Annotated in this window: 9 protein-coding genes and 1 pseudogene; 8 read left to right on the top strand and 2 right to left on the bottom strand. The window is 58.6% G+C overall.

Annotated elements, in window-relative coordinates; all coding sequences use genetic code 11:
- The first annotated feature begins 5 nt into the window (after positions 1-5).
- The 3 genes and pseudogenes from carB (at position 6) to NSJP_RS18220 (ending at position 4,660) form a co-directional block, all read left to right on the top strand.
- A pseudogene (gene carB, locus NSJP_RS18230) lies at positions 6-3,235 on the top strand (carbamoyl-phosphate synthase large subunit).
- Positions 3,236-3,237: 2 nt separating this feature from the next.
- Positions 3,238-3,714, top strand: coding sequence for a transcription elongation factor GreA (greA, locus tag NSJP_RS18225; protein WP_080888291.1), 477 nt, complete (start codon positions 3,238-3,240; stop codon positions 3,712-3,714).
- A 115-nt stretch (positions 3,715-3,829) separates the two neighbouring features.
- Entirely contained in the window at positions 3,830-4,660 is an 831-nt protein-coding gene (locus tag NSJP_RS18220; RefSeq protein ID WP_231989431.1) for an SAM hydrolase/SAM-dependent halogenase family protein, read from the top strand.
- Between the two features lie 37 nt (positions 4,661-4,697).
- Here the strand turns inward: NSJP_RS18220 and NSJP_RS18215 are convergent, their stop codons facing one another.
- Entirely contained in the window at positions 4,698-5,918 is a 1,221-nt protein-coding gene (locus NSJP_RS18215; protein WP_080888290.1) for a hypothetical protein, read from the bottom strand.
- 159 nt (positions 5,919-6,077) lie between these two features.
- Positions 6,078-7,457, bottom strand: a complete 1,380-nt coding sequence (gene bioA, locus NSJP_RS18210) for an adenosylmethionine--8-amino-7-oxononanoate transaminase (RefSeq protein WP_080888289.1) — start codon at positions 7,455-7,457, stop codon at positions 6,078-6,080.
- A 151-nt stretch (positions 7,458-7,608) separates the two neighbouring features.
- Here bioA and lepA point away from each other — a divergent pair, with 151 nt between their 5' ends.
- The 5 genes from lepA (at position 7,609) to NSJP_RS18185 (ending at position 13,666) form a co-directional block, all read left to right on the top strand.
- Positions 7,609-9,420, top strand: a complete 1,812-nt coding sequence (lepA, locus tag NSJP_RS18205; protein ID WP_080888664.1) for a translation elongation factor 4 — start codon at positions 7,609-7,611, stop codon at positions 9,418-9,420.
- A 101-nt stretch (positions 9,421-9,521) separates the two neighbouring features.
- Complete coding sequence (gene lepB / locus NSJP_RS18200) at positions 9,522-10,193, top strand: signal peptidase I (RefSeq protein ID WP_407938662.1); 672 nt, start codon at positions 9,522-9,524, stop codon at positions 10,191-10,193.
- A complete protein-coding gene (rfaE1, locus tag NSJP_RS18195; RefSeq protein ID WP_080888663.1) occupies positions 10,190-11,227 on the top strand; it encodes a D-glycero-beta-D-manno-heptose-7-phosphate kinase in 1,038 nt (345 codons plus the stop codon). The genes lepB and rfaE1 overlap by 4 nt, the downstream gene beginning before the upstream one ends.
- A 5-nt stretch (positions 11,228-11,232) precedes the next feature.
- Entirely contained in the window at positions 11,233-12,024 is a 792-nt protein-coding gene (gene kdsB / locus NSJP_RS18190) for a 3-deoxy-manno-octulosonate cytidylyltransferase (protein ID WP_231989430.1), read from the top strand.
- A 40-nt stretch (positions 12,025-12,064) separates the two neighbouring features.
- Positions 12,065-13,666: a CTP synthase gene (locus NSJP_RS18185; RefSeq protein WP_080888661.1), complete on the top strand. Its 1,602-nt coding sequence runs from the start codon at positions 12,065-12,067 to the stop codon at positions 13,664-13,666.

Raw genomic sequence — 13,666 nt, 5'->3', positions numbered from 1 at the left:
TTCATATGCCGAAACGTACCGATATCCGCACGGTGTTGCTGATCGGATCAGGTCCGATCGTGATAGGACAAGCATGCGAATTTGATTACTCCGGCACGCAGGCGTGCAAGGCATTGAAGGAGGAGGGGTTTCGCGTCGTCCTCATCAACAGCAATCCGGCCACTATTATGACCGATCCCGAACTGGCCGACAGGACGTACGTCGAGCCGATCACCGTGGACGTCGTCGAGAAGGTCATCGAACGGGAACGGCCCGATGCCCTCCTTCCGACCATGGGAGGACAGACGGCGTTGAACATCACGATGGGCCTGGTTAAGCGCGGAACCCTGGAAAAGTTCGGGGTCAAGCTCATCGGCGCCTCCGCCGAGGCGATTCACAAGGCCGAAGACCGGGACGCGTTCAAGCAGGCGATGCAACGGATCGGATTAAAGGTTCCGGAGAGCGGAACCGCTCACAATCGCGATGAAGCCGTCCGTGTCTTGGACTCCGTCGGATTTCCCGCGATCATTCGTCCGTCTACAACCGGGAGGAGTTCGAAAAACTCATCGAGTGGGCGCTGGCGATGAGCCCGGTGGGGCAGGTGCTCATCGAGCAGTCTCTCATCGGATGGAAAGAGTACGAACTGGAAGTCATGCGGGATCTCAAGGACAACGTCGTCATCGTCTGTCCGATCGAGAATTTTGATCCCATGGGTGTCCATACGGGAGACAGCATCACCGTGGCTCCGACCATGACGCTGACGGACAAGGAATACCAGCGCATGAGGAATGCCGCCGTGCGGATCATCCGTGAGATCGGCGTCGATACGGGCGGCTCCAACATCCAGTTCGGCATCAATCCTGACAACGGCGCCATGGTGGTGATCGAGATGAATCCCCGGGTCTCCCGGAGTTCTGCATTGGCCTCGAAGGCCACGGGGTTTCCGATCGCCAAAATCGCCGCCAAACTCGCGGTCGGGTACACGCTGGACGAGATCACCAACGACATCACCGGGGTGACCAAGGCTTCCTTCGAACCGACCATCGACTACGTCGTGGTGAAGATTCCCCGGTTCGCATTCCAGAAGTTCAAAGGCGCCGATCCGACTCTGACCACACAAATGAAGTCGGTGGGAGAGGTCATGGCGATCGGCAGAACCTTTAAGGAATCGTTGCAAAAGGCCATTCGCTCCTTGGAATTGGACCTCAACGGGCTGGCGTCCCGCTTAGGGTTGGATCGCGGAACGCCGGAGGGATTCGACCGGCGCGGAGCGGTCGAGCGTATTCAGCAGCAGCTTCGAACGCCGGTGCCCGAACGGATGTGGCAGGTTGCGGATGCCATCCGCCTCGGGTTGACGAACGAGGAACTCTTCGCCCTTACCAGGATCGATCCGTGGTTTCTTGAACAGCTGCGCGACCTCATCCGATTCGAATCCGTGCTTGTTTCCCAGGCGGGGTCGGTGGGCGAGGGGATCGACGACGGCTTGCTCCGCCGGGCCAAGGAGTTGGGATTTTCCGATGAGCGAATCGGCCAATTGATCGGTGTCCCGGTCCCCTCGGTGCGAACTCAACGCATTGGATGGAATCGCGGCGTCACCTATAAGCGGGTCGATACCTGTGCGGCGGAGTTTGAAGCGCAGACGCCGTATCTCTATTCGACGTACGGAACGGAATGCGAAGCCCGTCCCACCAGTCGCAAGAAAATCATTATCTTGGGCGGCGGACCGAATCGAATCGGTCAAGGGATCGAGTTCGACTATTGTTGCGTGCATGCGGCCATGGCGCTCCGGGATGAAGGCGTCGAAACCATCATGGTGAACTGCAACCCGGAAACCGTCAGCACGGACTATGACACGTCGGACCGCCTCTATTTCGAGCCGTTGACCGAGGAGGACGTGCTCAACATCGTGGCTCGCGAGGAGCCACTCGGCGTCGTGCTTCAGTTCGGCGGACAGACGCCGTTGAAATTGGCGTTGCCCCTGTCGAAAGCCGGCGTACGCATCCTGGGGACGAGTCCGGACGCCATCGATCGGGCCGAGGATCGTGAACGCTTCCGGGACCTGCTCAATACGCTCGGCCTTCGCCAGGCCGAGAGCGGCATCGCCCGATCCGTCGACGAAGCGATTCGCGTGGCTTCCGAAATCAGTTATCCGGTCATGGTCCGTCCGTCCTATGTGCTGGGCGGCCGATCGATGCAGATCGTTTATGACGAGCCGGGTTTGCTGAACTACATGGCCTCCGCTGTCAAGGCGTCGCCCAAGCATCCAGTCCTCATCGACAAGTATCTGTCCGACGCGATCGAGGTCGATGCGGACGCAATCTCCGATGGCGCCAACGTGGTGGTGGCCGGAATCATGGAGCACATTGAAGAAGCCGGAGTTCATTCCGGCGACTCGGCCTGCTCGCTGCCGCCGTATTCGCTTACTGAATCGATCGTCGAGGAGATCCGCCGTCAAATGACCGCGCTGGCCTTGGAACTTGGGGTGGTCGGTTTGATGAATGCCCAGTTTGCCGTGAAGGAAGATCGGATTTATGTTCTGGAGGTCAATCCCAGAGGGTCGCGCACGGTTCCCTTCGTCAGTAAGGCCATCGGAGTTCCTCTCGCCAAGCTCGCGATGAAGACAATGCTGGGCAAGAGTCTCAAGGAACTCGGTTTCATGCAGGCCCCCTCGCCGGTTCACTTGTCGGTGAAAGAATCGGTGTTCCCATTCAACAAGTTTCCGGGAGTGGACGTATTGCTGGGGCCCGAGATGAAGTCGACCGGTGAGGTCATGGGGATCGACGCGGATTTCGGATGGGCCTACGCCAAGTCGCAGGCGGGAGCCGGGGCGATGCTTCCACGTGGAGGTATGGCGTTCCTCAGTGTGAAGGAGGGGGACCGCGCGGCGGCCCTCGATGTTGCCAAACATCTTCGCCGGTTGGGATTCTCCATCCTGGCCACGAGCGGTACCGCGGCCTATCTTCACAGTCACGGAGTGGAGGTTCGGACCGTTCACAAGGTCACGGAAGGAAGACCGCATATCGTCGACTTCATCAAGAACGGCGACGTGGCGTTGGTGGTCAATACCGTGCGGACTGCGTCCGCCCATCAGGATTCACTCTCCATCAGGCGGGAGGCGTTGAATAGGGGCCTGGCCTATTTTACGACGATGCGTGGTGCTCGTGCGGCGGTTATGGGTATCGAAGCCGTCGTCAAGAAGGAATTGGCCATCAAAACGCTGCAAGAATATCATTGCGGTTCGAGAGGAGACGCATAGGCATGCCCTCGCCCATCACCAAGAAAGGCTACGACGCCTTGAAAGCAGAGCTGGACCGTCTGCGCAAGGTCGAGCGTCCTCAGGTCATTGAAGCCATCGCAGAAGCCAGGTCCCATGGCGATTTGAGCGAAAATGCCGAGTACGATGCGGCAAAGGAACGGCAGGGATTCATCGAGTCTCGCATTGCCGAAATCGAGACCAAGCTGGCCGACGCGCGCGTGGTGGAGATTGCAGGCCGAACGTCCGATACCGTGGTCTTCGGTGCGACCGTCTCGGTGATCGAGCAGGAGACGCGGTCGAAACGACAGTATACGTTGGTCGGACAGGACGAAGCCGACATGAAGTTCAACAGAATTTCCATCCAGTCGCCGGTCGGACGGGCATTGATCGGCAAACGCGTGGGCGATTTCGTCGAGGTCACGACTCCGGCCAAGATGGTGGAATACGAAGTGGTGGAAATTCGCTTCGAGGAACTCTAGCCGGCTTCGGATTCCGGAGCACGGTGGGCGACAGCGCTCCGCTCGCACTGTTGTCGTTCCATCGGAGTGGGTTTCAGCTTCTGGCCCACGGATTCGCCATGGGCGGTAGAATCACTTGAAAGGTCCTGCCTCGGTGCCGCACCCCGCGGGTCTGATTACCTTATTGACGGACTTCGGAACCGCCGATTGGTTTGTGGCGAGCATGAAGGGCGTCATTCTTTCGATCAATCCCCAGGCGACCATTGTCGATCTGACTCACGAAATTCCACCGCATGCGGTCGGGAACGCCGCATATGTCCTTGCGTCATGCTGTCGGTCGTTTCCGACCGGTACGGTCCATGTGGCCGTGGTCGATCCGGGCGTGGGGAGTCAGCGACGTCCGCTGATCGTCCAGACCGCCCGGTATTTCTTCCTTGCCCCCGACAATGGCCTGCTTTCCCACGCGCTTGGTCAGGAAGAGAACGTCGAAGTGCGGGAGATCGAGAACAGGCGATACCGCCTGGAACCTTTGGGAAGGACGTTCGACGGCCGGGATGTATTCGCACCCGCGGCGGCTTGGCTTACGAAAAAGGAATCCCTGCCCTCATTCGGATCGCTGCTGCAATCGTATGAGAACCTTCAAGTCCGGATGCCTCAATGGGAGCAAAGGGAAGGGCGGGCGGCACTAACCGGAGAAGTCGCGTACATTGATCGTTTCGGGAATCTGATCACCAATCTTTCCGCCGATCACGTCAAGCAATGGCAGGAGGCGACGAAAAGGTCCCGCCCGGTCATCCAATTTTCCGGTCATCGCATCGACGGATTGGTTGGCAGCTACCGCGAAGGGGAGAGGCATCGCCCGCACGCCTTGATCAATAGCGGAGGCTATGTCGAGATCTTTTTGAGCGAGTCGAACGCCTCCGTTCGCTTGTCAGTCATGAATGGCGAACCGGTGTGTCTGACTTAGGGGAGAAGGCTGGAATCAGACGGGGTGGGAGCGATGATCAGAGGGAGGCGAGCACGACCTTGACGACTCCGGAAATGTCTTCCATGTCGGCTGCCGGTGTCGCATGGTTGGTTTGACGGGTGTAACCCGCTTCCAGCGAGATCAGGGTCATCCACTGTGCCGACTGCTGAAGATCCCATGCCAGTACGCCCTTGCCGCCAAGGTTTTCGAGATCAATGAGCCTGTCGCTTGAGCGGATGCCGGCGTAATTCCCCATGGCGGTGATCAGGAGCCGTTGGCTTTGCTTGTACTGCAGCGCCAGCGATGCGGAGGGGGAGTCGGTCCGCACCCTGGACCATTCCTGTTGCTCCTCCCGATAGATGAGCGTCGGAGTGATCGTCAAGGTATTCAACGGATGAAAGGACGCGGCGAAGAGCTGCATCTTGACGTTGCTCTCGGCTCCGTTGCGAAGGAGATCGCTGCCGATGATGTAACTCGACGCGAGCGTGGCGTTCCAACGGGCACTGTTGTAGGCGAGGGCCGCTTCCAGGGTATGATTATGGTTTCGTTGAGGCGCGATACCGATCGGATTGAGCGTGCTGCTGAGCGAATTCCTGGCATAGGTTAGGGTCAGCGATGGCCAGGCGGGCTTGCTCCACCCGACGCCGACCCGTCCATAGGTCTGCTCGAGCCGGCTCCGAGCCGCATCTCCGGCGACATTGTTCCATTGCTGGCCGAACGTGCTGCGGAGCGTTGTCCCGCCATATTTCCATTCTCCCCACACCTCTCGTATCGCCGTATCCGGCCCATTGAGAAAGGCCTGGCCGGCCGAGCGGTAGGTCATACCGTATCGCATGATCCCGGCTGTCCCGGTCATACCGACTCTGACCATCCTGTCGGACATCTGGTCGTACGTGTTGCCGGGAATTCTTCCCTGCAGCCAGGCTGGACCTCCCTGGTTGTTGGCGAGTTCCGCTTCAGTCGTCATTTTCCCCTTCAACCAGGTCGTGGCGGCTTGGAGCCCCCGCGTTCGTGGCTGATCGGTTTCGGGGGACAAGTCCCGCAGACGAGTGGAGACGACGGGCATGGCAAAAAAGGTGGGGGTCAGGTTTGTCTGAGATAAGGAGGCGGCCGAATGGGTGGCGCGATCGCTTGATTCCTGCCCGGAAAACAAGGCAGCCCATCGTTCAGAGATTTGGTCCGGTTGTTCGGCTTTGGCGTGGCCCGGAACCGTCAGCAGGATGATATTGAACAGGATGATCTGAAGGAAAATGAGCATGATTCATATGTTCCGTGACGTCGGAACATATGAAGTCTAGCACTCGAAATTTTACCACCTAACATATTGATTTATAATTTGTTTATCGCTGCGGCGTAGCTCGTTTTCAATGGGTCCATTTCGATAACCGGGAGGCAATCGGGGGGATGTGGGGACGGCCTACTGTCCTGACCGGCTGTCGGTGACCTGTTGGATGGACTCTCTCAGGAGCGTGACCATGCGTGTCAGCGCGGGAACCGTTGTCGCCAATGGAGGCATGAGCACCATCACGTTTCCAAGCGGACGGAGCAGGAGTCCTCGTCCGCGGGCTTCCTGCGCGACGCGATGGCCGATTCTCATCTCGAACGGATAGGGTTCTCTGCTCTGCTTGTTCTTCACGAGTTCAATACCGGCCATGAATCCCTGCTGGCGGATATCGCCGACGTGACGCAGTGAGGTCATCGAATTGAGAAGACGGGTCATCACGGCGATCTTGGGCCGCAACCGGACAAGCGTTCGTTCCTTTCGGAAGACGGCCAGATTGGCGAGTGCTACCGCGCAGCCCAGTTGATTGCCGGTATAGCTGTGGCCATGAAAGAAGGTCTTCAGTTCTTCGAATGTTCCCCGAAAGGCTGCATAGATATTCTCCGTCGCGAGGGTCGCCGCCAGGGGCATATAGCCGCCTGTGATGCCCTTACTGATTGCCATGAGGTCCGGCGTGACGTCCTCATGATGGCACGCGAACATTTTTCCGGTACGTCCGAATCCGGTGGCGACTTCGTCGGCGATCAGGAGAATGTTGTATCGAGTGCAGAGCTCACGGAGGCGTTTTAAGTATCCGGGCGGTGCCGTAATCATTCCTGCAGCCGCTTGTACCAGCGGTTCGATGATCACCCCCGCCAACTCATGTCCCCGCGCTCTCATGATCTGCTCGATCGGATCCAGGCAGGCTATCTTGCAGGAAGGGAATCGAAGATTCAGCGGACAACGATAGCAGTACGGGGGATCGGCCTCGAGGGTCGGGAACAGCAATGGTTTGAACCGCGAATGGAATGCTTCGATGTTACCGACGCTCACGGCGCCGATCGTGTCTCCATGATAAGCAAGCTTGAGATGTAAGAAGAGGTGTTTTGGGCCGGCCGCAGGATCATGCTGCTGCCAGTATTGAACGGCCATTTTGAGGGCCGCCTCCACTGCAGTCGAACCGTCATCGGAATAAAATACGCGCCGGAGCCCTTTGGGTGCCAGGCGGATCAACTCGCGGGCAAGCAGGATGGCCGGGGTGTTCGAGAGACCCAACAGCGTGGAATGCGCGATCCGGTTCAGTTGATCGCGAAGCGCTCGATCGAGTATCCGATGCCGGTGGCCGTGCAGGTTTACCCAGATCGAGGAGGTGCCGTCGAGATATTTTCGCCCCGCCCTGTCGATCAGATAGACGCCTGTGCCTCGCTCGATGATCAACGGTTCTTCCGTTTCCCATTCCTGCATCTGAGTAAACGGGTGCCAAAGGTAGGTTCGATCCCATTGTCCCAACTGTGTCGTGGTGACGCGTTTCTGCATGGTGCGTGGTGGTGATGGGCGGATGGCGATCGGTGAGGAGAATCGCGCACCGGATGCGGCGATTCATCGACGTGCGCCGCGAATTATACGAGCGGCTGATCGCTTTGACAACCTTCGGGTCAGTTACTATAATGAACCGATTTTCCCCAGAATGAGCCTGGATTTGCAAAGCCTTATACGCAATTTCTCAATTATCGCCCATATCGATCACGGCAAATCGACTCTCGCTGACCGGTTCTTAGAAGCCACTGGCGCCGTTACCGCTCGGGAGGCCAAGGACCAGATCCTGGACGCCATGGACCTTGAGCGCGAGCGGGGTATTACGATCAAGGCCCATGCCGTGGCGATTAAGTATCGCGCCAGGGACGGTCGGACCTACGCGCTGCACCTGATCGACACGCCAGGGCATGTCGATTTCACCTATGAGGTCTCCAGAAGCCTTGCCGCCTGCGAAGGAGCGCTCTTGCTCGTCGATGCAACCCAAGGAGTTCAGGCCCAGACGATCGCCAACGTCAACCTGGCGATGGCCAATAAGTTGACCATCATTCCGGTCATCAACAAGATCGATTTGGCCAGCGCCGATGTCGAGAATACCAAGCACTCCATCTCAGAGGTGTTGATGCTTGAGTCGAGCGATGCGTTGCCGATCAGCGCCAAGGAGGGCCGTGGAGTGCCGGAGGTTTTGGAAGCGATCATCGAACGGATTCCTCCTCCGTCCGGTAATCCCGCCGCTCCGCTCAAGGCGTTGATCTTCGACTCGTGGTTCGACAATTATCAGGGCGTGATCGTCCTGACGAGAATCGTCGATGGGACGGTACGGCCCGGCATGAAGATCAAGGTCATGTCGAACGGCAGGACTTTCGAGGTCATGGAAGTCGGCCAATTTACACCGAAGCGGACCAAGAAGAGCGAGTTGCTGACCGGCGAAGTCGGCTATCTTTCCGCCAACATGAAGGAAGTCGCCGACGTCAAGATCGGCGACACGCTCACCGACGCGATCCAACCGACGTCCGAACCCTTTCCCGGCTATAAAGAAGTGAAGCCGCTGGTGTTTTGCGGCTTGTACTCGACGGACACCTCGAAATACGAAGATCTGCGGGACGCACTCCTGAAGCTCCGACTGAACGACTCCTCGTTTGTGTATGAACCGGAGACCTCCCTCGCGTTGGGCTTCGGGTTCCGGTGCGGCTTCCTCGGATTGCTCCACATGGAGATTATTCAGGAACGACTCGAGCGGGAGTACGGATTGACGCTCATCACGACGGCTCCGACCGTGGTGTATCGCGTGACGACCACGAAAGGGGATGTGCTGGAGGTCGACAATCCCGCCGAACTCCCGCCGCCGAGCAGCATTCAGTCCTTCGAGGAGCCGTTCATCCTGGCCACGGTCATCACGCCCGAGCGCTACATGGGAGCCATTCTCCAATTGTGCCAGGAGCGGCGAGGCATCCAGCGCAGCATCCATTTCCTGGACCCCACCAGGGTGATGATCAGCTATGAGTTACCGTTGAACGAGGTGATTCTCGATTTTTACGACAAGCTGAAGTCTCGCACGCAGGGTTACGCGTCGCTCGACTACGAATTGTTGGGATATCGGGAGTCCGATCTGGTGAAGCTGGACATCCTTCTGAACGGGGAAGCGGTGGATGCCTTGTCCTTCATCACGCATCAGGACCGCTCCTATCCTCGCGGGCGGCAGTTGGCGGAAAAGATGAAGGAGTTGATTCCGCGGCAAATGTTCGAAATTGCTATTCAGGCCGCGATCGGAAACAAGATCATCGCGCGCGAGACGATCGGCGCCATGAAAAAGAACGTGACGGCCAAGTGTTACGGTGGCGACATCACTCGAAAGCGAAAGCTTCTGGAGAAACAGAAAGAAGGGAAGAAGCGGATGAAAGCGGTCGGCAGCGTCGAAGTCCCGCAAGAGGCCTTTCTCGCGATTCTCAAGGTCGGTGACGAATGAGCGTGGAGCCGAACAGCTCTGGTCCTGAGGATCTCGTCTCTCCCGTGCGTGAGACGACGCAGGACGTTCCCGGTCCGACCTCGCTTGCCGAGGCGGCCGCCATGGCGCAGCCCGCCAGAAAGTCCGTTTTCCGGGAGTATGCCGAAGCAATCGTTGTGGCGATGCTCTTGGCGTTTGCCATTCGGGTGTTCGTCGTGCAGGCGTTCAAGATTCCCTCCGGCTCGATGATTCCCACGCTCCTCATCGGCGATCACATCCTCGTCAGCAAGCTGTCCTACGGAATTCAATGGCCGAGTCAGTGCAAGTTCCAATGGGGATTTCCGCCGGTCAACTGCTATGCGTCCCATGCCATCGTCGAATTCGGAAAGCCGCAGCGCGGCGACATCGTCGTATTTCGCTTCCCCGAGGACGAAGAGAAGGATTTCATCAAGCGGATCGTCGGCACTCCGGGCGATCAGATACAGGTGAAGAACAAGGTCGTGTTGGTCAACGGGGTGCCGCTGGACGACAAGACGTTTACACAGCGCATCGACCCCGGCATCATCGACGGGACGATCAACCCGCGGGACAACTTCGGCCCGGTGACGGTGCCCGAAGGGTCGTATTTCGTCATGGGCGACAATCGCGATCAAAGCCTGGATAGCCGGTTTTGGGGTTACGTGCGGGAAGAAAAGATCCGCGGCAAGGCATTCCGAATCTATTGGTCATGGAGCGGTCACGGGCAGTGGACGGAATGGGTTCGATGGGAGCGGTTCGCCAAGGCTATCCAATGAGCAGGTCTCCTCGATCCTCCACGGCGAAATCCGAGGCTTCTGGACGGGTGGAAGGAATATCCAACGGCGGCCTTCGCCGTTACATTCAGAGGTTTCCTCAGGCATCTGTCCTCGTCATCGGCGATCTGATTCTCGATCATTACATCTGGGGACGAGTCAGCCGAATTTCTCCGGAGGCGCCGGTGCCGGTGGTGCACGTGGAATCCGAGTCCATGAGGCTCGGCGGAGCCGCCAACGTCTTCAACAACATCCTGGCGCTCGGAGGCAAGGCCGACCTGTGCGGTGCAATCGGTCAGGATGAAACCGGACGGATGCTGCTGAAGGAATTAGGTACGAAGCGTTCCGGCCGAGGCGGAGTGGTGATTGATCACGATCGGCCGACCACCAGAAAATCCCGTGTCATCGCGCACAATCAGCAGGTCGTTCGTTATGACTTGGAGCGGCGGGGCGAGTTGAAACCGGTGTTGCAGAAGCGCATTCTTCGGTATGTGGAATCCCGTCTGCGCGAACTGTCGTGTCTCGTGGTGTCCGATTATTGCAAAGGTGTCGTCACCGCCACGTTGATGTCGGAACTGACCAGGCTCGCGGCTCTCAGACAGGTTCCCATTATCGTGGATCCGAAGGTGGAACACTTCAGCTATTACAAAGGTGTCACGGTGATCACGCCGAACCATCTCGAAGCGACGCAGGCCGCCGGCCTGCATGGTGACGATGATCAGGTCATCCAGGAGGCCGGATCGATCATCCGTCAGCGGCTCGGATGCCAGTCGGTTCTGGTCACGAGGGGCGAGCGAGGTATGAGCCTGTTCGAAGCCGACGGCGTGTCATGGCACATTCCAACCCGCGCTCGCCAGGTCTATGACGTCACCGGAGCCGGCGATACCGTGGTCGGCACCATGGCCCTCGCCCTGTCGACCGGCGCGTCCATGCGCGAAGCCGCATCGTTGGCTAATCAGGCTGCCGGCGTCGTCGTCGGCATGGTCGGCACGGCGACGGTCACCGCAAAGCAACTGACTGAGGCATTGGAAGGATGACCGGCATGAAGCCTCAAGTCATGGTCGTCATCCCCGCACGGTACGGCTCGTCGCGGTTTCCCGGGAAACCGCTGGTCAAGTTGGGACAAAAGCCGCTGATCCAGCATGTCTACGAGCAGGCGGCTTCTTGCCGCTCGGTCACGGAGGTGCTTGTTGCGACGGATGATGAACGGATCCGGGAAACGGTCGAGCGGTTCGGTGGCCGCGTGGCCATGGTTACGGGCGATTATCGGACCGGTACAGACCGGGTAGCCGCCGTGGCGCGGACGGTATCCGGCGAGTATTTTCTCAATCTGCAGGGAGACGAGATTCCCGAGACTCCGGCGCTTCTCAAAGATCTGATCGATTCCTTTCTCGGCTGCGATGCGGAGATGGGTACCTTGAAACGCGCGATGGGCACCGACGAGGCGCTCGACAATCCCGCGGCGGTCAAGGTGGTGACGGATTCGGACGGCCATGCATTGTATTTCTCCAGGGCTCCCATCCCGCTCGTGCGCGACGGCATTCGAGGACAAGTCGTGGGCGGATTGCATTACCTGCATCTTGGTCTATACATCTATCGTCGCGAGGCGCTGTTGAGATTTGCCTCGTGGCCCACGGGTCAGCTCGAGGATGCCGAGAAGCTCGAACAGCTTCGCGCGCTTCAACAAGGGATGCGGATTCGCGTCTGGGACACGTCGCATCGTTCGCTGCGGGTCGATACGCCGGAGGATGCCGCGGAGGTGGCGGACAAGTTGCGGCGGCACGAGTCACGGAAGCAAGATTCACCGATTGGCGGGACGGTGTCGGCTCGATGAGAGCGTCGCGCGCATCAAGATCGGACCAACGGGGGTGCCCATGAGCAAGTTCATTTTCGTCACCGGCGGTGTGGTCTCTTCCCTCGGGAAGGGATTGGCTTCGGCGTCGATCGGCAACCTGCTCGAAAGCCGCGGCCTCAAGATCACCTTTTTGAAGTTGGATCCCTACATCAATGTCGATCCGGGGACGATGAACCCGTATCAGCACGGCGAAGTGTTCGTGACCGACGACGGAGCCGAAACCGATCTGGATCTCGGCCATTACGAACGGTACACGTCGTTGACCTTGAACAAGGAGAACAACTATACGACCGGGCGCATCTACAATTCCGTCATCACCAAGGAACGACGGGGCGACTATCTTGGCGGGACGGTGCAAGTCGTGCCGCACGTCACGGACGAGATCAAGCAATGCATCATGCGCATTTCGACGGGTATGGACGTGACGATCGTCGAGATCGGCGGCACGGTCGGAGACATCGAAAGCCTCCCGTTTCTCGAGGCCATTCGTCAGATGCCGTACGACGTCGGCCGTGAGAACGTCCTGTACGTACATCTCACGCTGGTGCCGTACATCGGGGCCGCCGGAGAACTCAAGACGAAACCGACTCAACATTCCGTCAACAAACTGCGGGAAATCGGCATCCAGCCCAACATCCTGCTCTGCCGGACGGATCGCTACCTGCCGCCCGAACTGAAGGGCAAGATCGCGATGTTCTGCAACGTCGAAAAAGATGCGGTCATTACGGCCAAGGACGTCGAGACGATCTATGAAGTGCCGATCGTCTTCCGAAAGGAAGGACTGGACGAGTTGATCGTCAAGCAGCTCAAGCTGGAAACGGGCCCGCCGAATCTTCGCGAATGGGATGCCATGGTGCAAAAGATCAAGCATCCCAAGCATGAAGTGTCCATTGCGCTCGTCGGGAAGTACGCCGGACTGAAGGAATGCTATAAGAGTCTGGCCGAAGCCCTGGTGCACGGAGGAATCGATCACGAAACCAAGGTCAACATCGACTGGATCGAGTCAGAGGACGTAGAGCGGCAAGGGACGGAACGTATCTTGCGCGAAGCAGACGGGATCCTCATTCCTGGTGGATTCGGCTCGCGTGGAATTGAAGGAAAGATCATCACGATCCGTTATGCGAGGGAACGGCAGGTTCCGTTCCTGGGGCTTTGTTTGGGCATGCAGTGCGCCACCATTGAGTTCGCGCGTCATGTGGCCGGGTTGGCCGGTGCCAACAGTGCTGAATTCGACGAGCGCTCGCCGCATCCGGTGATCCATCTGATGCTGGATCAGCAGTCGGTCAGCGAAAAGGGAGGCACGATGCGGTTGGGTGCGTACCTGTGCAGGCTGGGTGAAGGGACGCTCGCGCAGAAGATGTATGGGATCAGCGAGGTGCCCGAGCGTCATCGCCATCGATACGAGTTCAACAACGCCTATCGGGAGCAGTTGACGGCCAAGGGGTTGGTCTTGAGCGGACTGTCGCCGGACGGACGTTTGGTGGAGATCGTCGAGTTGAAGAATCACCCCTGGTTTCTCGCCACGCAGTTCCATCCGGAATACAATTCGCGTCCGCACCGGCCTCATCCCTTGTTCAGCGGGTTCGTCGGGGCCGCCTTGCGCGGCAAACTCGGACATTGA

The organism is Nitrospira japonica (assembly GCF_900169565.1).
GTDB classification, from domain to species: Bacteria; Nitrospirota; Nitrospiria; order Nitrospirales; family Nitrospiraceae; genus Nitrospira_C; species Nitrospira_C japonica_A.
Note: the sequence above shows the minus strand (reverse complement) of the source record. Positions and strands in the feature narration are given on the sequence as shown.

What these genes read in the sequence shown, in the direction of transcription:
- bioA (WP_080888289.1), bottom strand. Translation starts at nt 7,457, where the DNA reads ATGCAGAAACGCGTCACCACGACACAGTTGGGACAATGGGATCGAACC.
- NSJP_RS18215 (WP_080888290.1), bottom strand. Translation starts at nt 5,918, where the DNA reads ATGCTCATTTTCCTTCAGATCATCCTGTTCAATATCATCCTGCTGACG.
- NSJP_RS18185 (WP_080888661.1), top strand. Translation starts at nt 12,065, where the DNA reads ATGAGCAAGTTCATTTTCGTCACCGGCGGTGTGGTCTCTTCCCTCGGG.
- greA (WP_080888291.1), top strand. Translation starts at nt 3,238, where the DNA reads ATGCCCTCGCCCATCACCAAGAAAGGCTACGACGCCTTGAAAGCAGAG.
- lepB (WP_407938662.1), top strand. Translation starts at nt 9,522, where the DNA reads ATGGCGCAGCCCGCCAGAAAGTCCGTTTTCCGGGAGTATGCCGAAGCA.
- kdsB (WP_231989430.1), top strand. Translation starts at nt 11,233, where the DNA reads ATGAAGCCTCAAGTCATGGTCGTCATCCCCGCACGGTACGGCTCGTCG.
- lepA (WP_080888664.1), top strand. Translation starts at nt 7,609, where the DNA reads ATGAGCCTGGATTTGCAAAGCCTTATACGCAATTTCTCAATTATCGCC.
- rfaE1 (WP_080888663.1), top strand. Translation starts at nt 10,190, where the DNA reads ATGAGCAGGTCTCCTCGATCCTCCACGGCGAAATCCGAGGCTTCTGGA.